At 52.5% G+C, this 24,338-nt stretch carries 22 protein-coding genes; 11 read left to right on the plus strand and 11 right to left on the minus strand.

Features of this window, described 5'->3' with window-relative positions; translation table 11 throughout:
• The first annotated feature begins 93 nt into the window (after nt 1-93).
• Complete coding sequence (locus G461_RS0108110; RefSeq protein WP_026971464.1) at nt 94-573, plus strand: putative 4-hydroxy-4-methyl-2-oxoglutarate aldolase; 480 nt, start codon at nt 94-96, stop codon at nt 571-573.
• A gap of 7 nt (nt 574-580) precedes the next feature.
• Here G461_RS0108110 and G461_RS0108115 read toward each other — a convergent pair whose 3' ends face one another.
• Both G461_RS0108115 and aceK read right to left on the minus strand, forming a co-directional pair.
• Nucleotides 581-1,147: a DUF481 domain-containing protein gene (locus tag G461_RS0108115; RefSeq protein WP_026971465.1), complete on the minus strand. Its 567-nt coding sequence runs from the start codon at nt 1,145-1,147 to the stop codon at nt 581-583.
• A gap of 143 nt (nt 1,148-1,290) precedes the next feature.
• A complete protein-coding gene (aceK, locus tag G461_RS0108120) occupies nt 1,291-2,997 on the minus strand; it encodes a bifunctional isocitrate dehydrogenase kinase/phosphatase (RefSeq protein ID WP_035479776.1) in 1,707 nt (568 codons plus the stop codon).
• Nucleotides 2,998-3,392: 395 nt separating this feature from the next.
• Between aceK and thrA the strand changes: the two genes are divergently transcribed.
• From thrA to tesB, 4 genes are all read left to right on the plus strand, one after another.
• Nucleotides 3,393-5,864, plus strand: coding sequence for a bifunctional aspartate kinase/homoserine dehydrogenase I (thrA, locus tag G461_RS0108125; RefSeq protein WP_026971467.1), 2,472 nt, complete (start codon nt 3,393-3,395; stop codon nt 5,862-5,864).
• Nucleotides 5,865-6,827 carry a homoserine kinase gene (gene thrB / locus G461_RS0108130; RefSeq protein ID WP_026971468.1) on the plus strand — a complete coding sequence of 321 codons (963 nt, stop codon included), beginning with the start codon at nt 5,865-5,867 and terminating at the stop codon, nt 6,825-6,827.
• Nucleotides 6,824-8,101: a threonine synthase gene (gene thrC / locus G461_RS0108135; protein ID WP_026971469.1), complete on the plus strand. Its 1,278-nt coding sequence runs from the start codon at nt 6,824-6,826 to the stop codon at nt 8,099-8,101. The genes thrB and thrC overlap by 4 nt, the downstream gene beginning before the upstream one ends.
• A gap of 174 nt (nt 8,102-8,275) precedes the next feature.
• Entirely contained in the window at nt 8,276-9,154 is an 879-nt protein-coding gene (gene tesB, locus G461_RS0108140) for an acyl-CoA thioesterase II (protein WP_026971470.1), read from the plus strand.
• Between the two features lie 94 nt (nt 9,155-9,248).
• Here the strand turns inward: tesB and grcA are convergent, their stop codons facing one another.
• On the minus strand, nt 9,249-9,629 hold the full coding sequence (gene grcA / locus G461_RS0108145) for an autonomous glycyl radical cofactor GrcA (RefSeq protein WP_026958264.1): 381 nt from the start codon (nt 9,627-9,629) through the stop codon (nt 9,249-9,251).
• 393 nt (nt 9,630-10,022) lie between these two features.
• On the opposite strand from grcA, the gene G461_RS0108150 reads away from it, so the two are divergent.
• Nucleotides 10,023-10,580 (plus strand): hemerythrin domain-containing protein, encoded by a 558-nt coding sequence (locus G461_RS0108150; RefSeq protein WP_026958263.1) that lies wholly within the window; start codon nt 10,023-10,025, stop codon nt 10,578-10,580.
• 46 nt (nt 10,581-10,626) lie between these two features.
• Here G461_RS0108150 and G461_RS25845 read toward each other — a convergent pair whose 3' ends face one another.
• The 8 genes from G461_RS25845 to G461_RS0108190 form a co-directional block, all read right to left on the minus strand.
• Nucleotides 10,627-10,794, minus strand: a complete 168-nt coding sequence (locus G461_RS25845) for a DUF3545 family protein (protein ID WP_084404959.1) — start codon at nt 10,792-10,794, stop codon at nt 10,627-10,629.
• A gap of 386 nt (nt 10,795-11,180) precedes the next feature.
• A complete protein-coding gene (gene ruvX / locus G461_RS0108160) occupies nt 11,181-11,612 on the minus strand; it encodes a Holliday junction resolvase RuvX (RefSeq protein WP_026971471.1) in 432 nt (143 codons plus the stop codon).
• The gene (locus G461_RS0108165) at nt 11,612-12,184 is read right to left on the minus strand and encodes a YqgE/AlgH family protein (RefSeq protein ID WP_026958261.1); all 573 of its coding nucleotides are present in this window, start codon (nt 12,182-12,184) and stop codon (nt 11,612-11,614) included. The genes ruvX and G461_RS0108165 overlap by 1 nt, the downstream gene beginning before the upstream one ends.
• Before the next feature lie 26 nt (nt 12,185-12,210).
• Entirely contained in the window at nt 12,211-13,167 is a 957-nt protein-coding gene (gene gshB / locus G461_RS0108170) for a glutathione synthase (protein ID WP_026971472.1), read from the minus strand.
• Entirely contained in the window at nt 13,167-13,898 is a 732-nt protein-coding gene (gene rsmE / locus G461_RS0108175; RefSeq protein ID WP_026971473.1) for a 16S rRNA (uracil(1498)-N(3))-methyltransferase, read from the minus strand. The genes gshB and rsmE overlap by 1 nt, the downstream gene beginning before the upstream one ends.
• A gap of 91 nt (nt 13,899-13,989) precedes the next feature.
• Nucleotides 13,990-14,508, minus strand: coding sequence for a SprT family zinc-dependent metalloprotease (locus G461_RS0108180; protein ID WP_026971474.1), 519 nt, complete (start codon nt 14,506-14,508; stop codon nt 13,990-13,992).
• Nucleotides 14,509-14,601: 93 nt separating this feature from the next.
• The gene (metK, locus tag G461_RS0108185) at nt 14,602-15,753 is read right to left on the minus strand and encodes a methionine adenosyltransferase (RefSeq protein WP_026971475.1); all 1,152 of its coding nucleotides are present in this window, start codon (nt 15,751-15,753) and stop codon (nt 14,602-14,604) included.
• Nucleotides 15,754-15,968: 215 nt separating this feature from the next.
• Nucleotides 15,969-17,264, minus strand: a complete 1,296-nt coding sequence (locus G461_RS0108190) for a chloride channel protein (protein ID WP_026971476.1) — start codon at nt 17,262-17,264, stop codon at nt 15,969-15,971.
• A 172-nt stretch (nt 17,265-17,436) separates the two neighbouring features.
• Between G461_RS0108190 and tkt the strand changes: the two genes are divergently transcribed.
• From tkt to G461_RS0108215, 5 genes are all read left to right on the plus strand, one after another.
• Nucleotides 17,437-19,431, plus strand: coding sequence for a transketolase (gene tkt, locus G461_RS0108195; RefSeq protein WP_026971477.1), 1,995 nt, complete (start codon nt 17,437-17,439; stop codon nt 19,429-19,431).
• Nucleotides 19,432-19,524: 93 nt separating this feature from the next.
• Nucleotides 19,525-20,538 carry an erythrose-4-phosphate dehydrogenase gene (epd, locus tag G461_RS0108200; protein ID WP_026971478.1) on the plus strand — a complete coding sequence of 338 codons (1,014 nt, stop codon included), beginning with the start codon at nt 19,525-19,527 and terminating at the stop codon, nt 20,536-20,538.
• A gap of 58 nt (nt 20,539-20,596) precedes the next feature.
• A complete protein-coding gene (locus tag G461_RS0108205) occupies nt 20,597-21,760 on the plus strand; it encodes a phosphoglycerate kinase (protein ID WP_026958253.1) in 1,164 nt (387 codons plus the stop codon).
• 129 nt (nt 21,761-21,889) lie between these two features.
• A complete protein-coding gene (gene fbaA / locus G461_RS0108210) occupies nt 21,890-22,966 on the plus strand; it encodes a class II fructose-bisphosphate aldolase (RefSeq protein WP_026971479.1) in 1,077 nt (358 codons plus the stop codon).
• A 470-nt stretch (nt 22,967-23,436) separates the two neighbouring features.
• On the plus strand, nt 23,437-24,338 hold a 902-nt coding region (locus tag G461_RS0108215), incomplete at its 3' end, for a retention module-containing protein (RefSeq protein WP_026971480.1).

Genomic DNA, 24,338 nt, shown 5'->3' on the forward strand with positions numbered 1-24,338 from the left:
TGAAGCGCCGTAAGGCAAGGATAGGTCGGTTTATATTGGCTAAACTAGAAATGCCTTATTAACCTTCCGTTTGTACTAAATAGGATTGAGCTCATGGACGATATTCTCCCCGATTTGTTTGATGAATACCCTGACAAGCTGCAATTGATTGCGGGTGCTTTTGCTGTGTTCGGCGGACTCGATAACTTCCAGGGCCAAGTGGTAACAGTAAGTTGCTATGAAGATAACAGCCGGGTTAAGGAACTGTTAGCCCAAGAAGGAGAGGGCAAGGTGCTGGTGGTTGACGGTGGCGCAAGCCTTCGCCGCGCGCTGATGGGCGATCTGATTGCCGCAAACGCAGTGGAGAATAGCTGGGTGGGGGTGGTGATAAACGGCGCAATCCGCGATGTTGCAGCTATCTCGACGATGCCATTGGGGGTGCGAGCTCTCGGTGCCTGCCCAATCAAGACGGAGCGCAAAGGGCTTGGCGAGGTCAATGTAACGGTGGCGATAAATGGCGTAATAATTGAGCCGGGAGTTTATCTATATGCCGACCTAAACGGCATAGCCATAAGCAAGGAAAAGCTGATTTAAGAGGAGCTTAGAAGCGGTAGCCTAGTCCGACACGAAGTTGCTGCTGTACTTGCTGAGCATCGGTATCGCGAACTGACTCGATTTGGTAGCTTGCTTCAACATTAAAGCGATTGCGCAGTTGGTAGGAGCCGCTTAGCTCGAGGCTGTGCTCTAAGCCCGCTTGGCTGTCTTTGTGTACTGAGGTTAGTTTAGAGGCAACGCTCAGATTACTACTGGCTTGGTATTTCACCCCGGTGGCTACGTTAAAACCGCGTTGGGTGGCGAGGTCTTGATACTCGGAATTAACCCCTGCCTCAACAAACAGGTTAACTTCTTGATAGATAGGGCGCTGATAACCGCCGTTGAAATACCAAGTCTGGTCACTGCCTTCTAACTGATAGGGGGAAGCGCTAGGCTCGTTGCTTAGTCGGTTGTAGCCAGACACGTACCAATTGTCGATTTGGGTGCGGCTATGAAGCTGCAGCTGATCGGTCATGGTGACTTCAAACTGATTTACCACTTCTGCTTGTGCAGATAATGCCATGCACGCTAACAACGCGGTCGGACATAACAGGGCAAAACGGCGCTTGTTCATCCTTCCTCCTTGGTTGGTAGCTTTTGTTGATAGATTAAACAGAGCGGTACCAATCATTATGGGCGATCCATGACAAAAGATCATAGGGGAAGTTCAAATTATTTGTACGTTAGCGCTCGTTATGTTGCGTTGGTAAGTGTTTGCTATCTCGCTTGGAAGCGCTGCGTCCTGCGATAAGGGAACACATCCTCAAACTTACCCTTTTCAATATTTTTTTGCCGGTCGCGCCAGTAAGCCGCCTTGAACAGATCGCTATGAACCTCGCTAAACACTTTTCTTACCAGCGGCCGCCCCATTAAGAAGGTGGCAAACTCTTCGGGGAACACATCGTTAGGGCCCACTGAATACCAAGGCTCTGCGGCCCACTCGTCCTCTGGGTAACGCGGAGGTGGGATATCACGGAAATTGCATTCAGTCATGTAGCAGATTTCGTCATAGTCATAAAAGATCACCCGACCATGGCGGGTGACACCGAAGTTTTTAAACAACATGTCTCCTGGAAAGATGTTGGCTGCAGCAAGCTGCTTGATGGCATTACCGTACTCTTCAATGGCGGCTTTTGCTTGCGCTTCGTCGGCATCATCAAGGTACATGTTGAGCGGTATCATCTTACGCTCAGTATAAAGGTGCTTAATGGTGAGGGTGTCACCATCGATTTGCAGGGCAGAAGGTGCCACTTTTTGTAGCTCTTCTATTAGTTCGGTGCTGAAGCGCTCTAATGGGAAGTCGAAGTTGGAGAACTCTTGGGTATCGGCCATCCGCCCAACCCGGTCATGTTGCTTAACTATGCGGTACTTCTCTTTGACCACGGCGTGGCTGACTTCCTTGGGCGGGGTGAATTTATCCTTGATGATCTTAAATACCACATCGTAGGAGGGCAGGGTGAACACGCTCATCACCATACCTTTTATTCCCGGTGCCAACTCGAATTGGTCAGTGGAGTTATTTAGATGAGAAAGGTAGTGGCGATAGAACTCCGTTTTTCCGTGCTTTTGGCAGCCGATGGCGGTAAACAGCTCGTAGTCGGTTTTGTTGGGCATTAATAGTTTTAGGAAGTTCACGATCCGCCGCGGGGCTGGTGCATCCACCATAAAATAGGAGCGGGCAAAGCCAAACAAGATACTGACATCGTCACTGGAAGAGAGCACGGTGTCGATATATAAGCTCTTTCCACCATGCAAGATGGGTAGGGCGATTGGCACCGATTCTCCGCCACAGTCAATTCGGCCAATCAGATAGGCTCCTTTATTACGAAAGAATACCGCTTTAACGAAATCTAGCTTCAGCCATTTAGCCTGCTCAATGCTGGGGTGCTTCTCCAGCTTGGCGACCACCCAAGCAATATCTCGTTGCAGGTCTTCAAAGGGAAGCTCGAACTGATAGCTGGTGATGAGTGCATGTAGTAGTTCTTGCAGCTGGCTACCTTCAAAGTGATGCAGGATGGCCTGATAGTCCACTAAATGACTGGTGCGGTGGGCGCGGATAAACAGTTGGTCCTCACGAATGTAGCGATGGTGGAACAAACGCTGGTAGACCGAGTTAAAAAACGACTCCGCTACTTCAAAGTTATCGTGCTGCTTGAGCAGCTCTGAGTAGGCAGTTTTCACTTGGGCAGAGAAGGCGTCGCTACGCTGCAGGTGGCCGGTTAGAGCCTTTATCTCGGCACGTGCTTCAGTGGCGTGGTGATCATAAAGGCGGATACGCTCACGTGATGCTAGTTGCACACCAAGCCAGTTAGCCTCTTCGAAGCGCTCTTGAGCACCGCGGGTGACATCGAGAAAGCACTGATAAAAGCGATTGAAGCGCTGCAGCATAACGTGGGCTGCTTGATCGGCCATTGAGTCTGTCATTGGTTATCCCTTTCCAAGTCGGCAAATTGACTATGGCAGATTTTAAACAAGCGTTCCAACTCGCATCTGCAGCATAGCCTGCGTTATTGAAATATTCGTTTAGCGACACAGGTACAAAAGCAGTGGAGGCAGGATAACGCGCTAAAACGTGCGGTGTAAGTGAACACGAAAGGCCAGTGCTAGCTAGGAAAAAGCTTGACAGAATCGCCCGTCTGTTTAAAGGTAGTGCTCAGAATATAGGATGTTTTCAATTATGTTTATGCTTTCTTCCATGCACACCACCATGATGACCATTACCACAACAGTGGCAGTGGCGGGCTGGTTGTAAACGAGAAAAAGCATCAACCAAAAAGGCCCGTATCAATCGATACGGGTTTTTTTTTGCAGGAGGATCAATGCGAGTACTCAAATTTGGCGGTTCCTCGTTAGCCAACGCTGAACGTTTCAAGCGGGCTGCCGAGATCATTGTGGGGAATCGACAACAAGGACAATTGGCGGTGGTGCTGTCGGCGCCAGCAGGGATTACCAATGAGTTGGAAGCGGTCATTGCTGCAACCAGTCAAGGCGAAGATGGACAGCAGCAGCTTACTCGTATCACCCATATCTTCCAGAGCCTGTTGGACGATCTAAGCGCTGAATTCAGCAACTTTGATGCTGCGCCGCTGCAAGCCATGCTGGAGAAAGAGTTGGCAGGCCTGCGCGAAGTATTGCAAGGCGTTCGTTTATTGCGCCAGTGCCCAGACAATATTGCCGCGAGCGTATTGGCCACCGGAGAGCGCTTAAGCGTGAACTGGATGAAGGCCTTGCTGCAAGTTAAACAGCAGCAGGTGGATATCCTGGTTCCTCAACAACTCCTGCTTAGCAACAACGATAGCTATATAGAAGCACAGGTGGATATCGAAGCCAGCAAGGCGCGCTTTGCCGCGGTTGACTACCAAGGGTTGGATGTCCTGCTAATGCCCGGCTTTACCGCTGCCAACGTGCAGGGTGAAACCGTTGTGTTAGGACGTAACGGAAGCGACTACAGCGCTGCGGTATTGGCCGCATGCCTTGCTGCTGATTGTTGTGAGATTTGGACCGATGTAGACGGCGTGTATAACTGCGACCCTCGCGTGGTGGAAGATGCCCGCTTGCTGCGCAGCCTCTCTTACGCCGAAGCCATGGAGTTGAGCTACTTTGGTGCCAAGGTGCTGCATCCGAAAACCATCGCGCCGATTGCCCAGTATCATATCCCTTGTCTGATTAAGAGCACCTTTAACCCGCAGGGTGAGGGCACCTTGATCGGCGCTAAAGATCTGCAAGAGAACAACCTGCCGGTTAAGGCGATCTCTAGCCTGGAAAACCTGACCATGCTGACCGTATCTGGCCCGGGCATGAAGGGCATGGTGGGCATGGCCAGCCGCATCTTCGGTGCGATGGCGCAAGCCAAGGTGTCGATTGCACTGATTACCCAATCATCCAGCGAGTACAGCATCAGTTTCTGTATCCACAGTGCCGATGCCGAAACCGCCAAGCGAGCCCTGCAAAGTGAATTTGAACTGGAGTTGGCGAACCAACTGCTGGAATCCATCGAGTCCATCGACCAGTTGGCGATTATCTCCTTGGTGGGCGATAGCATGCGCAAGAGTAAAGGTGTGGCAGCGCGCTTCTTTACCTCGCTGGCGGAAGTCTCGATTAACATCGTGGCAATCGCCCAAGGCTCCTCCGAGCGCTCGATCTCTGCTGTGGTTACCCAAGATAAAGTGGAAGAAGCCGTGGGCGCGTGTCATCAGAACTTCTTCGATAGCATGCACTACATCGATCTGTTCCTGATTGGCTGTGGCGGTGTGGGCGGCGCGTTGATTGATCAAATCAACGAGCAGCAGAGCCATCTGAAAGAGCAGCATATCGCCATCCGCGTATGTGGTATCGCCAATAGTCGCCAGCTACTGACTAACCCGAAAGGCTTGGAGCTCAGCGATTGGCGTGCCCAGCTAGAAGCCACAGAGCAAAATGGCGGCTTTGATCTGCCAACCGTACAAGGCCTGCTCGATAGCCACCACTTTATTAACCCGGTGATTGTTGACTGTACCAGCAACGACCAGGTTGCCGCCGATTACGTGAACTACCTGGCCGCGGGCTTCCATGTGGTAACCGCCAATAAGAAGGCCAATACCGCCAGCATCGAGTACTACAACCAGCTGCGCCTAACCGCCCTCAAGACCCGCCGCAAGTTTATGTACGACACCAACGTGGGCGCAGGCCTACCGGTGATTGAGAACTTGCAGAACCTGCTGCGTGCCGGCGACCAATTGGTGCGTTTCAACGGTATCTTGTCTGGCTCGCTATCATTTATCTTCGGTAAGCTGGACGAAGGTATGAGCTTCTCTGAGGCAACCGGTATTGCCCGGGATAACGGCTTTACCGAGCCCGATCCGCGTGAAGATCTCAATGGTATGGATGTTGCGCGTAAACTGCTGATTCTGGCTCGTGAGGCGGGTATGGAGCTGAGCCTCGAAGACATCGAAGTGGAAATGGCACTGCCGCCGGGCTTTGATTGCGAAGGAAGCAACGAAGAGTTCATGCAGCGTCTGCCCGAGGCCGATGCTTATTTTGCCAAACTGCAAAAAGATGCCGACGAGCAGGGCCAAGTGCTGCGCTATATTGGAAGCATCGAAGATAGCAAATGCAAGGTCTCCATCCAAGCTGTCGCTGCTGCCGATCCACTACATCGCGTGAAGGACGGCGAGAACGCGCTGGCCTTCTACAGCCGCTACTATCAGCCAATTCCGCTGGTGTTGCGTGGCTACGGCGCCGGTACTGCGGTAACCGCTGCCGGTGTGTTTGCCGATGTGTTGCGTACCTTGAACTGGAACCAGGAGGTATAAATGGGCTTGGTGGTATACGCCCCGGCTTCAACGGCAAATGTTAGCGTTGGCTTTGACTCGCTCGGCGCTGCATTAGCGCCGATTGACGGCTCGCTACTGGGCGACAGGATCTTTGTGGAAGAGATGAGCAGCGGCGACGTGCTTATTGAAAATTCAGGCCCGTTCGCCGATAAATTGCCTGCAGATCCAAAGAAAAACATTCTTTACGATTGCTACTTTGCTTTTCGCGATTTACTGGACAAGGTTCACCAACGAGCGCTGTCGCCATGTCGCATGGTGCTGGAGAAGAACCTACCCGTGGGCACTGGCCTAGGCTCCAGCGCCTGCTCAGTTGTTGCCGCGTTAGAAGCGCTCAATGCACTGTGTGACTATCCCTTCGATAAAGATCAAATGCTGACCCTGATGGGCGAGCTGGAAGGACAGATCAGCGGCAGCGTGCACTACGATAACGTCGCGCCTTGCTACCTCGGAGGTATGCAGCTGATGGTGCAAGATGGCGGCGTGATCAGCCAGACCATTCCGCACTTTGAAGATTGGTACTGGGTACTGGCTTACCCGGGGACCGCTATCTCTACTTCTGCAGCCCGCTCGATATTGCCCGCGCAGTATCGTCGCCAAGACACCTTAGCCTTTGGCCGTAATCTGGCCAGCTTTGTTCATGCTAGTTACAGTAAGCAGCCCGAGTTGGCAGCTGCGGTGCTCAAAGATGTGATTGCCGAGCCTTATCGCTCTCAGCTGATCCCTCGCTTTGATGAGGTTAAAGACTACGTATCACATTCCGGGGCGTTAGGCTGTGGCATCTCAGGCTCGGGTCCGACCGTGTTTATCGTGACCCCGGTGCTGGAGCAGGCGCAGCGGATCAGCCGTTGGATGGAAGAGAACTTCCTGCAAAATGACCAAGGCTTTTGCCATATTTGTAAGATTGACCCAGAAGGAACCCGGGTGACCGGAAACAGTTTATGAAGCTATACAACATCAAACACAACCAAGAGCAGGTAGATTTCGCCCAGGCTGTTAAGCAGGGCTTGGGGCAACAGCAAGGCCTGTTCTTTCCGGCCGAACTTCCCACGCTTGAAAACATCGATGAGCTACTGGAATTGGATCTGGTTAGCCGCAGCGCGAAGCTACTTAGCGCATTGCTAGATAACGAGCTAAGCGAGCAGCAGCTACAGGAGATGCTGGGCAAGGCCTTTAACTTCCCGGCTCCCGTTGAAAAGGTGGCGGATAACATCAGTGCGCTGGAGCTGTTCCACGGCCCAACCCTGGCCTTTAAAGACTTTGGCGGCCGCTTTATGGCCCAGTGCCTGGGCGTATTCTCCGATGGCGAGCAGGTGACTATCCTTACCGCGACCTCGGGTGATACCGGCGCGGCGGTGGCTCATGCTTTCTACGGCATGGAGAACATCCGTGTGGTGGTGCTCTATCCGAAGGGCAAGATCAGCCCGCTGCAAGAGAAGCTGTTCTGTACTTTGGGCGGTAACATCACCACCATCGCTATTGAGAGCGACTTCGATGCCTGTCAGGCACTGGTGAAGCAGGCCTTTGATGATGAAGAGCTAAAGCAAGCGATCGGCCTCAACTCCGCCAACTCAATCAATATCAGCCGTTTGTTGGCACAGGTGTGTTACTACTTTGAAGCGGCCGCTCAGCTTAGCGCTGAGCAGCGCAAAGAGCTGGTGGTGGCGGTGCCATCGGGTAACTTCGGTAACCTGACTGCGGGCCTGATCGCCAAAGCGCTGGGCCTGCCCATCAAACGCTTTATTGCTGCTACCAATGTTAACGACACGGTGCCGCGTTATCTGCAAAGCGGCGAGTGGGCACCAAAGCCGACCCAAGCGACCTTGTCCAATGCGATGGATGTGAGCCAGCCAAACAACTGGCCGCGTGTTGAAGAGCTGTTCAAGGTGAAGGGCTGGCCGCTTAGCGACCTGGGCAAGGGCGCGATGGACGATCAGCAAACTGCGGCTTCAGTGAAAGCGCTGGACGAAGCTGGCTACCTGTGTGAGCCGCACGGTGCGATTGCTTATCAGCAACTCTCTGAGCAGCTTAGCGCTGGTGAGCACGGCTTGTTCCTGTGTACCGCACACCCGGCCAAGTTCAAAGAGAGTGTCGAAGAGATCTTATCGCGTGAGATTGACCTGCCGAAAGCCTTGGCCGATCGCGCGGATTTGCCGCTGCTGTCCCATGAGATGGGCGCCGATTTCGCCAAGCTAAGAGAATTTTTACTGGCCCTGTAGTGGCTATATAGCAGGAGCAATGCTCGTATCTAAACAGCGCCGCCTGGCGCTGTTTTGCTATCTGTATAAGCTTGAAATATCAAGTTGTTGTCAGTGGGCAATCACTTAGCCACTTGAAATTTCGCCGATGCTGGCGCATATTTCGGCCTTATCGTTTAAGAACTAGTAATAACTATGAGTAAAGTACTTACTGATTTGCTTGAGCTTTTAAGCTTGGAGCAGATAGAACAAGGACTGTATCGCGGTCAAACTCAAGACTTAGGCTTTGGTGCGGTGTTTGGTGGTCAGGTGATGGGGCAGGCGCTTTCAGCGGCTAAGCAAACCGTCGATGAAGACCGCCAAGTGCATTCTTTGCACTCTTACTTTCTGCGTCCCGGGGATGTTGCTCACCCCATCGTTTACGACGTTGAGAAGATCCGTGATGGCCAGAGCGTGTCAACGCGTCGTATCAAGGCGATTCAGCATGGCAAGCCCATCTTCTATATGACCGCCTCGTTCCAGGAAGTTCATCAAGGTCTGGAACATCAGATGGAGATGCCTGAGGTTGCCGGCCCCGATGAGCTACAGTCTGAGCAAGAGTACGCCTTCCAATTGCGCGAGTTTATTCCCGAATCAGTGCGCGATAAGTTCATCTGCGATAAGCCGCTGGAGATGCGTCCGGTGGAGTTTATCAACCCGATTAAACCGGAAGTGACCGAAGCTAAGCGCTGCGTGTGGTTTAAAGCCAATGGCCAGATGCCGGACGATCCGCGGATCCACCGCTACCTGCTGGCCTATGCGTCTGACTTTAACTTCCTGCCAACTGCACTGCAGCCCCATGGTCGCTCGTTTATCGAGCCGAATATGCAAGTGGCGACCATCGACCACAGCATGTGGTTCCACCATCCCTTCCGCCTCGATGAGTGGCTGCTATACGTGGTAGATAGCCCAGTGGCCTCGCAAGGGCGTGGCTTGGTGCGCGGTCAGTTCTTCACCCAAGACGGGAAGCTGGTGGCATCTACTGCTCAAGAGGGTTTGGTGCGAGAGCGTCAGCCTAAAAAAGCGGATAAGTGATAAAAGGACTTGGGGCTGCGCAACGCGCCCCAAACTAAAAAAGGCAAGCCATCGGCTTGCCTTTTTGACTTCTAGCGCCAGCTAAAAGTAGATATTACAGAGACTCGGTAAAGGTACGAGCGATAACGTCGCGTTGCTGCTCAGGAGTCAGAGAGTTAAAGCGTACTGCGTAACCAGATACACGAATGGTCAGCTGTGGGTACATTTCTGGGTGCTTAACTGCATCTTCCAGAGTCTCACGCTGCAGCACGTTTACGTTCAGGTGTTGACCACCTTCTTGCAGAGGCTGAGCTGAAACTGGCACTTCACGGTACTCGATAGCACCCAGTTCATTCAGGGCTACAACCTGATCTTCAGCGTAAGCTTCATCCTTCACACACAGGCAGCGAGCCTGTTCGTTTTGTTCGTCCAGCAGCCAGAATGAACCCAGCAGCGCATTGTTGTCAGCTTTAGTGATTTGAATACCAGTAGTCATAACGCACCTCTATGTGTGTAATTAAATTACAGAACGACCGTAACAAGTCAGTAATATTTCCGTAGGCTTCGCCTTTAGTGAAACTATACTACAATTGACCTTAATCAAAAAAGGGTTTTCTTTAAGTTTTTTTCGAAAGCTAAATTGATATGCGTCAACCCCGCTATAGCAGCCGATACTTCTTTTGTTGCTGTCTGTTACGGGATCGGGGAAGATAAGTGATTGTGATGTTAATTTATGGTTGCCGGTGGCCAAGTGGGTGTTTTCATTAGGAAAACCGAGTTTTGCAAGGTGCATCATAGACCGATGCCAGCCGTGGCGCGTAGACTAAGTGGCCAAGTATCTTGAGAACGCTTGGGCAAAGTCGTCTCGGGTTACATATAGGGAGAGCCAATGATTAAGAGTCTTCAACAGGATCACCAGAATATCGCGAAGCTGCTTAAGGTACTCGAGCATAAGCTAGAGCTGATCCGCTCAGAGAAAGCCGTTAAGTACAAGCTGCTGGATGACATCGTGACCTACCTGCACGATTACGCCGACAAGTTCCACCACCCCAAAGAGGATATGATCTACGACTACTACGTGAAGTATCGTGTGGTCGAGGATGACCTGTCAGGCAAGCTAAAGGTTCAACATGAGGAGCTCAAAGAGTTAACCGAAGAGCTGCAAGGTGCGCTTGAGCTAATTTTACTTGATGCAGTGGTGCCACTGGATCAGTTCAGCGACCGCCTGGAAGCCTATATTCAGGCGCAGTGGGAACACCTTAACTACGAAGAGGAAGTGGTCTTTCCTGCCTTGCTGCGCCATTTGACTGCCGATGACTGGCGGGCGATTGAACAAGGCTGGGAGCATGGCCGTGGCGGCGATGAGGATCCGCTGTTCGGGCATCAGGTTAAGGAGCAGTACCACGCACTGGCCGAGCGTATCCGTTTATCGGAAAGTGCCAGCTAAGCGATTGAAGAATAATAAAAAAGCCGGCTTGCGCCGGCTTTTTTATTTAGTATTCGTACTCGTCACTGAGGACAAAGCTACTGTCGATGGATTCCAATTCGCGTTTCAGTTTGATTTTGTCTTTAATGGCCTCAATTTCGCGCCATTTGCGCTTTTTGTTTGAACGAGTGGTCTTCTGGTTGCTTTCAACATTATCCAAGTCTAGCCTGTCCATGGTTCTCTCCTTGCACGTTGTTGCAGTTAGATAATTACCATATGCCTACGAAAAATAAAACAGCTTTGTTGCATTCACGTTACCAAAACGGCGCGAATTCTATTTTTTGTGAGTGATTTCTAGAATCAGAACTTTACTTGGGATCTGGTTGCTTGAGTGGGATTAACTATTGCTAATTGGCGGTTTTGCCAATAATTTGATTGAAATTTCAGTAGCTATTGCGCCCGCTAAAGTGCTTTGTCTGGCTGGTGGGCGCTTAGCACTAAGCAAGCTGCTCGTTTGCGTTCGGAGCGCTTACCGCTGAAGGCCAGTGAGGCGCTCCCAACACTGCACAATGAAAAAGGGCTAAGCAGACGAGAAGGGAAAAGGGCTAACAAGCGCAGGCCTTACTGGTACTGAGCGTTAAACCAGCTCTCGACTATCAACACCGCGGATACGCTATCTACCGCACCTTTGTCTAGGGCGCGATAGCCGCCTAGCTCGAACAGGCGCTCTTTGGCGTCGACGGTGGTCAGGCGCTCATCTTGCAGCTCGATGGGGTAGCCGAAACGGCCGTTTAAGCGATTAGCAAAACGTTTAGCGCGTTGGGTGACCTCTTGCTCGGTGCCATCCATATTCAGTGGCAGGCCGATCACCAGCAGGTCAGGTTGCCATTTATCGAGTAGTTGCTCGACCAATTGCCAGGAAGGTGCGCCATCTTGCGCTTTAAGTGCCGCCAAAGGCTGCGCAGTACCGCTGACTTCATTCCCCACGGCCACACCGATACTAGTGGTGCCGAAATCAAAGCCGATGACTTGGCGGTGTCCTTTCTGCGCCATTATGCGTGCCCCGCATCGCTGGAGAGCTGCCAGATATCGATACCCAGATGCTTGGCGGCTGCCTCCCAGCGCTGGTGGCTTGGCACATCGAAGATAATATCGGTGGTGGCTGGCAAGGTGAGCCATGAGTTATCGGCAATCTCTTGCTCCAGCTGGCCGGCGCCCCAACCGGCATAGCCGAGGGTGACCAAGTAGTCATTGGGCTCAGAGCCGGTACCGAGGGTCTCCAGCACATCTTTTGAGGTGGTGATCATCAGCTCAGAGCTTAGCTGCATGCTGGAGTTAAAGCCGGGCTTGGGGGAGTGCAATACAAAGCCGCGCTCGCGTGCCATTGGGCCACCTTGGTAGACTGGCTTGTCGAGTGAGTCGCGTTCGTCTTCTTCAGCCTCTTGGTGTTCGGGCAGCTCGATTTGCTCAAGCAGCCCTTCCACAGAAAGGTCGACCGGAATATTGATCACCAGCCCCATGGCGCCTTCATCGTTGTGCTCACAGACGTAGACAACTGAGCGCTTGAAGTAAGGGTCACTGAGACCCGGCATCGCTAGTAAGAACTGGTTTTGCAATGATTCCATAGTCGACTCGCTCTCAAGAAAAGGTGTTAGCGAACTGCTGCCAAACGGGTCTCGATGGCATCCATCAGCTTATCGGTAATCGAGATATCGAAGGCCGCTTCAATCTCACGAATACAGGTTGGGCTGGTTACATTGATCTCTGTAACCTTATCACCGATTACGTCGAGCCCCACGAATACCAAGCCTTTTTCCTTCAGTTTAGGGCCAATTGCGCGAGCAATCTCCCAGTCTGAATCAGAAAGCGGCTGGGCAACCCCTCGGCCACCGGCGGCAAGGTTACCGCGGGTTTCACCTTGGGCTGGAATACGGGCCAGGCAGTAGGGCATTGGCTCGCCGTCGACGATCAGGATGCGCTTATCACCGGCTTTAATCTCCGGCATAAACTCCTGTGCCATACAGTAGCGCTGACCATGGTCGGTCAGGGTTTCCATCACCACGCCTACGTTCGGATCATCGGCTTTTAGGCGGAAGATCGACGCGCCACCCATGCCATCGAGCGGCTTCATGATCACATCGCCCTGCTGCTTGTGGAACGCACGCAGGCGGGTTTGGTCGCGGGATACCAGGGTTTTTGGGGTGAACTCAGCAAACCACGCGGTGAACAGCTTTTCGTTAGCATCGCGCAGGCTTTGTGGCTTGTTGATAATTAGCGTGCCTTCGCTTTCCGCGCGCTCTAGCAAATATGTGGCGTAGATGTACTCGGTGTCGAATGGGGGATCTTTACGCATCAGGATGACGTCCAGATCCGCCAGCGGATGGTCTTCTGCATCTTCCAGGCTGTACCAGTTGTCGGCATCTTGCTGCACGCTTAGGCGGCGCATACTGGCTGCTGCAGTACCTTGCTCCAGGTACAGGTCCTGCATTTCCATATAGAACAGCTCGTAGCCGCGCTCCTGAGCTTTTAGTAGCATCGCAAAGCTGGAATCTTTTTTAATGTTGATCTGGCTGATGGGGTCCATCACGATGCCGAGTTTGATGCTCATTATGCTAAATCTCCAAATTGGCACTGCAGTGCGGTAATAGCGGTTAGCGCCGCTGTCTCTGTTCTTAGTACCCGGGGCCCGAGCTGGGTTTCAATGAAGCCTTGTTCGGTGCATTTGGCGATCTCTTGCTCAGACAATCCGCCTTCTGGACCAATCAATAGCCGCACCCCTTGCTCCGGCTTGGGTAGGGTATGGATCTTATATTGGGCCCTTGGGTGTAAATTCAACTTCATCAGGCCATCTTGCTGCGAACTCCACTGTTCCAGCGATTGCAGCGGCATCACTTTGGGCACCACACTGCGGCCACATTGCTCGCAGGCGGAGATGGCGATCTTCTGCCATTGCTGCAGTTTTTTCTCGAAGCGTTCTTGATTGAGCTTTACCCCACAGCGCTCACTCGTCAGCGGAGTGATGGTGCTCACGCCCAGCTCCACCGACTTTTGGATGGTGAACTCCATTTTCTCGCCGCGTGAGATAACCTGACCGAGGTGGATGTTGAGCGGCGATTCACTGTCATTGGCCAACTTGTCCAGTGTTTTCGCAACGACCCGTTTTTTCTCCACGGCGACCAGCTCCGCGGGATAGTTACAACCATCACCGTTGAATAGCTCAATCTGCTGCCCGGCACTCATTCGTAGCACCCGACCTATATGATTGGCAGCATCGGCGTCGAGCTCGATCTCAACGGCGGCATCGAGGGGAAGAGAATGGTAAATCCGTGGAACTCGCATGAAAGGGCGTCACTCTGCTGGCTGGGAGGGGCTGGATCATAGCTTACTCTACATCGAGTAAACAGCCCAATTGCGCGCATTTGGCCAGCGTTTAGCCATGCGGCTTGAGTAGCTCGCCGCAGCGCCGACACGCATACTGAGCACCACGTAACACCTTGTTGTGGCGGCGGATCGACAGCTTATGCTGCTGGCAGCCGCAGCGGTAATCAAACTGCTGACCGCTCACCGAGCTCGTATCAAAGCTATGAGTGCGCTGCGGCGGGCAGTTAAATACCGTTTGCATCACCGCTTGCCACTGTTTGCCGTGGGGGGCGACCAGGCCGAACTCGGCATGGCAGATCAGATGGGCGACTTCGTGGGGCACGGTTTGCGCTAAAAACTGTTCGGGTTGCTGTTGGTAGAAGTGCTGATTGAAACGCAGCCGCCAATGGCTACAGTTGGCGCTGCCTGCTACCTTGCTGCGCCTAGCAGACAGGACCACTTCGGGACGTGGATAGCTGCGTTTAAAGTAGGCTTCCGCCAACTGAAAGTAGTGCTCTACCTTTTCGTTAAGTTGGTCGTTAAGCTGGTCGTTAAGTTGAGCGTTAAGCTGCTGGGTTGATGGCGTCATGAGTGCTTATCGTAAAACGAAAAAAGAGAAGGCGAACCTTCTCTTTTTAACCGCCTCTTTGAAACTAGAGCTGCGCTGCTGCGCAAAGGCGGATTACAGACCTGCAGCGTCGCGTAGCGCGTCGGCTTTGTCGGTCTTCTCCCAAGGGAACTCTTCGCGACCGAAGTGACCGTAGGCTGCAGTAGGCTGGTAGATTGGGCGCTCCAGATCCAGCATTTGGATCAGGCCGTAAGGGCGCAGGTCGAAGAACTGACGCACCAGCTCAATCAGTTTGCTTTCTTCCAGTTTACCGGTACCGAAGGTCTCGATGCTGATAGAGGTTGGCTCGGCCACACCGATGGCGTAAGACACCTGAATCTCACAGCGATCAGCCAGGCCTGCTGCCACGATGTTCTTGGCAACGTAACGACCCGCATAAGCCGCACTGCGGTCTACTTTCGATGGATCTTTACCTGAGAACGCACCGCCACCATGACGAGCCATGCCGCCATAGGTATCTACGATGATCTTACGACCAGTCAGACCACAGTCACCCATTGGGCCACCGATAACGAAACGGCCGGTTGGGTTGATGAAGAAGTTAGTGTCTTTGTTTAGCCACTCAGTTGGTAGAACCGGCTTGATGATGGTTTCCATCACCGCTTCTTCCAGATCTTTCTGACCAATCGACTCATCGTGCTGGGTAGACAGTACCACTGCATCTACGCCAGTGATGATGCCGTTTTCGTAGGCAAAGGTGACCTGGCTTTTCGCATCTGGGCGCAACCAGTCCAGTTCGCCGCTCTTGCGTACTTCCGCTTGGCGCTGAACCAGGCGGTGGGCGTAGGTTATTGGTGCAGGCATCAGCACGTCGGTTTCGTTGCTGGCGTAGCCAAACATCAGGCCTTGGTCGCCGGCGCCTTGCGCGGCAGGGTCGGCACGGTCAACACCTTGGTTGATATCTGGGCTTTGCTTGCCCACAACGTTGAGTACGGCGCACGAGTCGGCGTCGAAGCCCATATCTGAGTGGGTGTAGCCGATTTCGCGAACGGTTTTACGGGCCAGCTCTTCAATATCAACCCAGGCTGAGGTGGTAATCTCACCGCCAACCATCACCATGCCGGTCTTTACGTAAGTCTCACAAGCTACGCGAGCCTTAGAATCTTGCTCCAAGATCGCATCAAGTACCGCATCAGAGATCTGATCGGCGATTTTATCCGGATGTCCCTCTGATACTGATTCAGAGGTGAATAAATGAGTTGCCATGTTTTGGTCTCGCAAGTTGAAGTCTATACATATGGATGTCAATCCATCTGGACGGCTATTCTAAAGAAGCACGTCGATGAAAGCTAGTGCTTAATTTAGTTTATTGCAGAGTTTTTCGCCGATTCTTGAGCTGCGTTTTATATCGCAGCCACACAAGAAAACCCTTGAGTTATAAGGGTCTTATCGAGCTTGATGAGGTTTGAGAAAAGTTTGGCTTAACTGGCCGGCGGTGGCGGCAGGTTGGGCTTAGCGCGCAGCAGGTTCTTCCAATGCGGTACTTGATAGCCGGCGCGCTCCAGTTGCACATCGATAAGGCTGGGCGAGCGGAATAGATGCTGGGCAACCAAACTAGCACTTAAGCAGGCCAGTAGCATGGGCGCGACCATGCTCAGCTGCATGGTTTGCTCGGTGAGCAGCATAAAGGCGGCCCACGGGCAGCGGAACACCGCGCCAAACATCGCCGCCATACCCGCCACAATTAACACATCGTGGGCGGGGCTTAAGTTAAGCTGGCCAAGGATGGCGCCGGCGATGCCACCGATGACCAGCATCGGCCCAAGGCTGCCGCCGGGCAGTAGCATCGACAGGGCGGTGGCGGTTAACACCAAGCGGGCTAGCAGCCAGATCCACATCTGATCAACGCCGACCTCCCAAGTCAGCATTTCGTTGGGCGTCATTGCATCGAGACCCAACCAGCTTGGCTCATACAGGCAGGCCAAACTGGTGATGGCAGCCGCTACGATTAGGCTGTAGCGACGCTGAAACCTGGGCGCCCAGCGTACTGCTGCCACCATGGTGACTGCCAGCATGCCGCAAAATGCGCCGAGTAGCAGAAACTGGCTTAGCTCAGGCCAGTTGTAGTCTTGCGGGCCGAGCGTCACCTTGAGCATGCTGCCTCCAAACAGCTCGGAGAGGATGCTGGCGGAATAGGCGCTCAGTCCCACATAGACCATGGCGCGCCAGTTAAAGTGGCGCATTACCAGCTCATAGGCCAGCACGGTGGCGGCGAGTGGGGCATTGAATAAGGCTGCCACCGCAGCGGCGGTGCCACAGGCAACGCTTAGGCGTTGGTGCTTTTCGCCGAGAAAACCGAAGCGACTGAGGTGGCCGGCCAGGGCCGCCGCGATAAAACAGCTGGGGCCGACGATGCCTACGGCAAAGCCTCCCCATACCAGCAATAGCCCAACCACGAACTGATAGGGCAAACCACCGAGTGGCAGCTTGCCACTGTGGTAGTGATAGGCGGCGATGGCAGGGGCAAATCCCACTTGGCGATGACGGGCAAACAGACGCTCGCAGAGGCTAACAAGCGCGATAGCCAGCCACGGCAAGATGACCGCCAGCCACGGGCTTTGCCAGTAACTATCGATATCCAAATGGGCAAGATAAGAGAACAGCAGGCACAAGCTGCCAGAGAACACACCAATAAACAGACTCACTGCAAACCGGCGACGACGCAGTGCAAAGCCCTGCCACCAGGTTTGGGGTTTAATTGGTGGAAAAATGCTCATATCGCTTTATTTTTACGAAAATTTAAACGCTTATCATGAATTTAGGTATATTCTGCGCACAATTTAGCGCGGCTCAGGCAAGAATAACTGTTCAAAGTCATTGAGTCGAATAGATGTCTTTGTGACAATACGCCGCGAAATCGCAAACTACTCACACAAGCAGGAGTGCATAATGACCTCTCGTCGACATCTCGCTAACGCGGTACGCGCTTTAAGTATGGATGCTGTTCAGCAAGCCAATTCCGGTCACCCAGGAGCACCAATGGGCATGGCCGATATCGCGGAAGTACTGTGGCGTGACTTTCTAAAGCATAACCCGACTGACCCTAACTGGGCCGACCGCGACCGTTTCATTCTGTCTAACGGCCACGGTTCTATGCTGCTTTACTCTCTTCTTCACCTAAGTGGCTACGCGCTACCGATTGAAGAGCTGAAAAACTTCCGTCAATTGCACTCCAAAACTCCTGGCCACCCTGAGTATGGCTACGCGCCGGGCGTTGAAACCACCACCGGCCCACTGGGTCAGGGCATCACCAACGCGGTAGGTATGGCGATCGCTGAGAAAACCTTAGCGGCTCAGTTCAACCGCGACGGCTTCCCGGTTGTTGATCACTTCACCTACGCCTTCATGGGCGATGGCTGTTTGATGGAAGGTATCTCTCACGAAGCGTGTTCACTGGCCGGCACTCTGGGCCTGGGCAAGCTGATTGCGTTCTGGGATGACAACGGTATCTCTATCGATGGTGAAGTAGAAGGATGGTTCACCGACGATACGCCAAAACGCTTCGAGTCATACGGCTGGCACGTGATTGCTGACGTAGATGGCCACGACGCTGACGCCATCCGCGCAGCTATCGAAGCGGCGCAAGCTGAATCTGGCAAGCCTACCCTGATTTGCTGCAAAACCATTATTGGTTTCGGTTCGCCAAACAAATCTGGCAGCCACGACTGTCACGGTGCCCCACTGGGTCACGACGAAATTACTGCGGCACGTGAATTCCTGGGTTGGGAGCACGGTCCGTTTGAAGTACCTGCTGATGTCTACGATGCGTGGAACGCTGCCGACGCGGGTAGCGCTGCTCAATCTAGCTGGAACCAGCTATTCGCTGGCTACGAAGCTGCATACCCTGAGCTAGCGAGCGAGTTCAAGCGTCGCGTAAACGGTGAAATGCCAAGCGACTGGACTGAGTTTGCTGACAACTACATCGCTGAGCTACAAGAATCACAACAGAAGATTGCTACCCGCCAATCTTCTCAAAAGACCTTGGAAGCCTTCGGCCCTAAACTGCCTGAGCTGCTAGGCGGCTCTGCTGACTTGGCGCCTTCTAACCTAACCATGTGGTCTGGCTCGAAAGCGGTTGAAGCCAATGACGCCAGCGGTAACTACCTGCACTACGGTGTACGTGAGTTCGGTATGTCGGCCATCATGAATGGTATTACCCTGCACGGTGGTTTTAAGGCTTACGGCGCAACCTTCCTGATGTTTATGGAATACGCGCGTAACGCACTGCGTATGGCTGCACTGATGAAGCAGCCTGCAATCTTCGTTTACACTCACGACTCAATCGGTCTGGGCGAAGATGGCCCGACTCACCAAGCGGTAGAGCAAACTGCCAGCTTGCGTCTGACTCCGAACATGAGCACCTGGCGCCCATGTGACTCGGTGGAGTCGGCGATTGCGTGGCGTCATGCAGTTGAGCGCACCGATGGCCCAACCTCGCTGATCTTCTCTCGCCAAGGCCTGGCGCCTCAGCCTCGTGACGCTGAGCAGCTAGCGAATGCAGCCAAAGGTGGTTATGTTCTGAAAGATTGTGCAGGTACCCCTGAGCTTATCTTGATTGCTACCGGCTCTGAGGTTGAGCTTGCAGTGGCGGCTGCCGACGAGCTGACCGCACAAGGTAGAGCGGTACGCGTAGTGTCTATGCCTGCCACCGACGTATTCGATGCGCAAAGCGACGAGTACAAAGAGTCAGTACTACCAAATGCAGTACGCAAGCGTATTGCAGTAGAAGCCGGTATTGCTGATTTCTGGTACAAGTACGTTGGCTTCGACGGCAAAGTGCTGGGTATGACCACCTTTGGTGAGTCAGCCCCTGCTGGCGAGTTGTTCAAGCTGTTTGGCTTCACCACCGAAAATCTGGTGAACATGGCCAACGAACTGCTGTAAGCTAGCGCTCAGCAAACAGAAGTAGTAATACGAACCCTCTTGTGCCACTTGGTTTGACCAAACCGGCATAAGGGGGTTTTTACAAGGAACAAGATGACTAAGCGCATCGCAATCAATGGTTTTGGCCGAATTGGTCGAAGCGTCCTGCGGGCCATCTATGAATCGGGCCGCGACCAAGAGCTGCAAGTGGTTGCCATCAACGAGTTGGCTGACCCGAAAGCCATGGCTCACCTGCTCAAATACGACTCCACCCATGGCACCTTTGCCGAACATGTGCTGCTTGGCCCGCAAGGCCTAACGGTGGCTAGTCATGCCATCAAGCTGTTCCATGAAGCGGACCCAAGCAAGTTGCCTTGGCAGGAGCTCGGCGTTGATTTGGTGTTGGAATGTACCGGTAAGTTCAGTAGCCGAGACGATGCCCAGCTGCATCTCGATGCTGGGGCTGGCAAGGTACTGTTCTCTCATCCCGCCGATCCTTGTGTGGATCGCACCGTGGTTTACGGGGTAAACCATCAAGCCTTGCTGGATGACGATAAGATTGTCTCCAATGGCTCGTGTACCACCAACTGTATCGTGCCGGTGATTCAAGTCTTGGATGAAGCCTTTGGGGTGGAATGTGGTACTATTACTACAATTCACTCATCGATGAACGATCAACAAGTGATCGACGCCTATCACTCCGACCTACGCCGAACCCGCGCTGCAGGACAATCGATTATCCCGGTTGACACCAAGCTGGCTAAGGGCGTACAACGGATCCTGCCAAAGTTTGCAGGCAAGTTTGAAGCAATTGCTGTACGGGTACCGACGCAAAACGTCACTGCGATGGATTTGAGTGTAACTCTGTGTAAAGAAGTTACAGTTTCTGATATAAATCAAGCCATCCAGAAGGCGGTTTGCGGTAAATTGAGCGGAATTTTGAGCTACACCGAAGAGCCGCTGGTCTCCATTGACTTCAACCACGATAGCCATTCGAGCATTGTTGATGGCTCGCAAACTCGGGTGAGTGGTGCGCATCTGGTAAAAATTCTTGCCTGGTGCGATAACGAATGGGGCTTTGCCAACCGAATGTTGGATACGGCCCAGCTAATGCTGAAACGGAATTAATGGCCGGTCACGGAGTGACTGGCTATAAAAGTGAACCTAAATCTATAGAGGACTGATAATGTCTATCATCAAAATGACTGACCTGGATCTGGCGGGCAAACGCGTTCTGATCCGTGCTGACCTGAACGTACCTGTTAAAGAAGGTAAAGTGACCTCTGATGCACGTATTCTTGCATCGCTACCTACCATCAAGCACTGTCTGGCTGCTGGCGCCAAGGTAATGGTAACTTCTCACTTGGGTCGTCCAACCGAAGGTGAGTACGATGAGCAGTTCTCTCTGGCTCCTGTTGTAAACTACCTGGCCGACGCCCTAGAGGGCGCAGTACGTCTGGAAAAAGACTACCTGGAAGGTTGTGAAATCGCTGCTGGCGAGCTGGTTGTTCTGGAAAACGTTCGCTTCAACAAAGGCGAGAAGAAGAACGACGAAGCGCTGTCTAAGAAATACGCTGCCCTGTGTGACGTGTTCGTAATGGACGCATTCGGTACTGCTCACCGCGCTCAAGCCTCTACCCACGGCGTTGGTATGAACGCTCCTGTTGCCTGTGCTGGCCCTCTGCTAGCTGGTGAGCTGGATGCACTGGCTAAAGCTATGGACAAGCCTGCTCGTCCAATGGTTGCCATCGTTGGTGGTTCTAAAGTATCTACCAAGCTGACTGTACTTGAGTCACTGTCTAAAGTTGCTGACCAACTGGTTGTAGGCGGTGGTATCGCTAACACCTTCATCGCTGCTGCTGGCCACAACGTAGGTAAGTCTCTGTACGAAGCTGACCTGGTAGACACTGCTAAGAAGCTGATGGAAGAGTGTGCGATTCCAGTTGCTACCGACGTTGCGTGTGCTAAAGCATTCGACGAAAACGCAGAAGCTGAAATCAAGAACGTTGCTGACGTTCAAGATGACGACATGATCTTCGACCTGGGCCCAGATTCAACTGCTGAGCTGGCTGAGATCCTGAAAAACGCTAAGACCATCCTGTGGAATGGCCCAGTAGGCGTCTTCGAATTCAAGAACTTTGAAGCCGGTACTAAAGGTATCTCTGAAGCAATCGCTGCTTCTGAAGGCTTCTCTGTTGCTGGCGGTGGTGACACCCTGGCTGCAATCGACCAGTTCGGTATCAAAGCAGACGTTTCTTACATCTCAACCGGTGGCGGTGCCTTCCTTGAGTTTGTAGAAGGTAAAGTACTACCTGCTGTAGAGATGCTGGAACAGCGCGCTAAAGCATAATTACGGTAAAAGGCAGGAAAGTTCCTGCCTTTCATTTGTGCGCCCGGGCAAGATTTTATAGAATGCGCCCCAGCGCAAACCGAGTAAGTTTCGCTCAATTTAAGACAACTAAGTAATAGGACAATTGTCATGTCTAAGATCTTTGATTTCGTTAAGCCAGGTGTTATCTCTGGTGATGACGTACAGAAAGTATTTGAAGTAGCTAAAGAAAACAAATTCGCTCTTCCAGCAGTTAACGTTGTTAACACTGACTCTATCAACTCTGTACTGGAAGCAGCTGCTAAAGTTAAAGCGCCAGTTGTAGTTCAGTTCTCTAACGGCGGTGCTGCTTTCTTCGCTGGTAAAGGTCTTAAACTAGAAGGCCAGGAAGCACAAATTAAAGGTGCTGTTGCTGGTGCTAAGTACGTTCACGCTATCGCTGAGTCTTACGGTGTTCCAGTAATCCTGCACACTGACCACGCTGCTAAGAAACTGCTGCCTTGGATCGACGGCCTGCTGTCTGCTGGTGAAGAGTTCTTCGCGCAAACTGGTAAGCCTCTGTTCTCTTCTCACATGATCGACCTGTCTGAAGAGTCTCTGGAAGAAAACATCGAAATCTGCGGCCAGTACCTGGAGCGCATGGCTAAGATGAACATGACTCTGGAAATCGAACTGGGTTGTACCGGTGGTGAAGAAGACGGCGTAGACAACACCGATATGGATCAGTCTGAGCTGTACACCTCTCCAGAAGACGTAGCTTACGCATACGAGAAACTGAACGCTATCAGCCCACGTTTCACCATCGCTGCTTCTTTCGGTAACGTACACGGTGTATACAAGCCAGGTAACGTTGTTCTGACTCCAACCATCCTGCGTGACTCTCAAGCACACTGTGCAGAGAAATTCGGCATCGCTGGTAACGCTCTGAACTTCGTATTCCACGGTGGTTCTGGTTCTACTCAAGAAGAGATCCAAGAGTCAATCGGCTACGGTGTTATCAAAATGAACATCGACACCGACACTCAGTGGGCTAACTGGGATGGTGTTCGTCGTTACGAAGCTGAAAACCGTGACTTCCTGCAAGGCCAAATCGGTAACCCAACCGGTGACGACGCGCCTAACAAGAAGTACTACGACCCACGCGTATGGCTACGTGCTGGTCAAGCTTCTATGGTTGCTCGCCTGGAGCAAGCCTTCGCTGACCTGAATGCAGTAGACGTACTGTAATTTACAGGATTCAGTAAACAGAGCCCGCCGAGTGCGGGCTTTTTTGTGCCTGCTACTTTTTCATACCTGCTACTCGCTTGCCTTCGTACCCACGAGTAAAGGTGGGCGACTGCAGCGCACGGCGAAGAACTTTTCTCTATTCCCATTAGCCTGCCGGCCATCGCTTTGGCGGCATACTGTACCCTTGCTCATCTCTCACCGCTCTGTGCGCTTTTTCCCTTTTTGCTACCCGATTATGCTGGCGGCCTTATTACCGTTAGATCTACAAAAATTTCATTTGTTGTTGATATGTTATTGAATGTTGTTAGGATTTGGTTTGTTATCGGATATCTGTACATAGCGACTTTGGGGCCAATAAACGGCCAGTTACAGAGTTGTTAAGTGATACAAGGACGTTTTTTGGTGCTGAGCTAAAATTTAAGCAATAACTAGCCGTATGTGCCGAATGCAGCAGGACAAAGGAAAGTGTTATGGAACAGTCCATCGTCAGTAATAATGCCACCATTGTTTCTATTGAAGGAACCGCGTTTGCGGTTGCTCCAGATGGCTCACTCAGAGAGCTACAGCCCGGTGATCAACTGCTCGCAGGGGAGATGCTGATCACGGGTGAGGGCACCCAGATAGGTTTTTATTACTCTGACGACCAATACGAGCTTGGTGAGCTGAGTGTCACCCAGCTACCGGAGGATGGCGTTGCTGAGCCAGGGCAAACCCTTAGCGCGCAGAACGAAGTGGATGTGGAAGCCTTACAAGCTGCGATTTTGCAAGGTGTCGACCCGACGGAGCTGTTTGAGGCGACTGCTGCCGGTGGAGCGCCCGCCGCTGGAGGCGGTGGCCCGGGCGCGGGCAATGGTGGCTTTATCTCCATCTCTCGCTCCGGTGCTGAAACTATCGCCGAGGCCGGGTTTGATACAGAAAGTCGTCCTTCGGATGTGCTGGCGGAGAACAACTCTCAGGGGACTCCTCAAGAAACTACGTTAAATCGTGCGCCATCTGCAGAAGATCTTGCTTTCGTTATTGAGGAAGATAGCACTCTGATTTTTACAGATGAGCAACTGTTGCAAGAAGCATCGGATCTTGACGGGGATACGCTATCGGTAAGTGAAGTAGTTTATGGCGGCAACGATGGTACCTTTATCAATAATGGAGATGGCACTTATAGCTTCACTCCAAGCGAGAGTTTTAATGGTGCAGTAGATCTTAGCTTTGTCGTTAGTGATGGCATTGAGTTCGCTAATGCTAACATCAATGTAACGATAACACCGGTGAACGATGCCCCGGATGCAGTGGATGACGCAGCGAGCGGTGATGAAGGTAGCACGATTACGGTCCTGACCGGCGGTGCTATCAGCGTGTTAGCCAATGACACCGA

The organism is Aliagarivorans marinus DSM 23064, assembly GCF_000429485.1.
Lineage (GTDB): Bacteria > Pseudomonadota > Gammaproteobacteria > Enterobacterales > Celerinatantimonadaceae > Aliagarivorans > Aliagarivorans marinus.

What these genes read in the sequence shown, in the direction of transcription:
- G461_RS0108110 (WP_026971464.1), top strand. Translation starts at nt 94, where the DNA reads ATGGACGATATTCTCCCCGATTTGTTTGATGAATACCCTGACAAGCTG.
- G461_RS0108115 (WP_026971465.1), bottom strand. Translation starts at nt 1,147, where the DNA reads ATGAACAAGCGCCGTTTTGCCCTGTTATGTCCGACCGCGTTGTTAGCG.
- aceK (WP_035479776.1), bottom strand. Translation starts at nt 2,997, where the DNA reads ATGACAGACTCAATGGCCGATCAAGCAGCCCACGTTATGCTGCAGCGC.
- thrA (WP_026971467.1), top strand. Translation starts at nt 3,393, where the DNA reads ATGCGAGTACTCAAATTTGGCGGTTCCTCGTTAGCCAACGCTGAACGT.
- thrB (WP_026971468.1), top strand. Translation starts at nt 5,865, where the DNA reads ATGGGCTTGGTGGTATACGCCCCGGCTTCAACGGCAAATGTTAGCGTT.
- thrC (WP_026971469.1), top strand. Translation starts at nt 6,824, where the DNA reads ATGAAGCTATACAACATCAAACACAACCAAGAGCAGGTAGATTTCGCC.
- tesB (WP_026971470.1), top strand. Translation starts at nt 8,276, where the DNA reads ATGAGTAAAGTACTTACTGATTTGCTTGAGCTTTTAAGCTTGGAGCAG.
- grcA (WP_026958264.1), bottom strand. Translation starts at nt 9,629, where the DNA reads ATGACTACTGGTATTCAAATCACTAAAGCTGACAACAATGCGCTGCTG.
- G461_RS0108150 (WP_026958263.1), top strand. Translation starts at nt 10,023, where the DNA reads ATGATTAAGAGTCTTCAACAGGATCACCAGAATATCGCGAAGCTGCTT.
- G461_RS25845 (WP_084404959.1), bottom strand. Translation starts at nt 10,794, where the DNA reads ATGGACAGGCTAGACTTGGATAATGTTGAAAGCAACCAGAAGACCACT.
- ruvX (WP_026971471.1), bottom strand. Translation starts at nt 11,612, where the DNA reads ATGGCGCAGAAAGGACACCGCCAAGTCATCGGCTTTGATTTCGGCACC.
- G461_RS0108165 (WP_026958261.1), bottom strand. Translation starts at nt 12,184, where the DNA reads ATGGAATCATTGCAAAACCAGTTCTTACTAGCGATGCCGGGTCTCAGT.
- gshB (WP_026971472.1), bottom strand. Translation starts at nt 13,167, where the DNA reads ATGAGCATCAAACTCGGCATCGTGATGGACCCCATCAGCCAGATCAAC.
- rsmE (WP_026971473.1), bottom strand. Translation starts at nt 13,898, where the DNA reads ATGCGAGTTCCACGGATTTACCATTCTCTTCCCCTCGATGCCGCCGTT.
- G461_RS0108180 (WP_026971474.1), bottom strand. Translation starts at nt 14,508, where the DNA reads ATGACGCCATCAACCCAGCAGCTTAACGCTCAACTTAACGACCAGCTT.
- metK (WP_026971475.1), bottom strand. Translation starts at nt 15,753, where the DNA reads ATGGCAACTCATTTATTCACCTCTGAATCAGTATCAGAGGGACATCCG.
- G461_RS0108190 (WP_026971476.1), bottom strand. Translation starts at nt 17,264, where the DNA reads ATGAGCATTTTTCCACCAATTAAACCCCAAACCTGGTGGCAGGGCTTT.
- tkt (WP_026971477.1), top strand. Translation starts at nt 17,437, where the DNA reads ATGACCTCTCGTCGACATCTCGCTAACGCGGTACGCGCTTTAAGTATG.
- epd (WP_026971478.1), top strand. Translation starts at nt 19,525, where the DNA reads ATGACTAAGCGCATCGCAATCAATGGTTTTGGCCGAATTGGTCGAAGC.
- G461_RS0108205 (WP_026958253.1), top strand. Translation starts at nt 20,597, where the DNA reads ATGTCTATCATCAAAATGACTGACCTGGATCTGGCGGGCAAACGCGTT.
- fbaA (WP_026971479.1), top strand. Translation starts at nt 21,890, where the DNA reads ATGTCTAAGATCTTTGATTTCGTTAAGCCAGGTGTTATCTCTGGTGAT.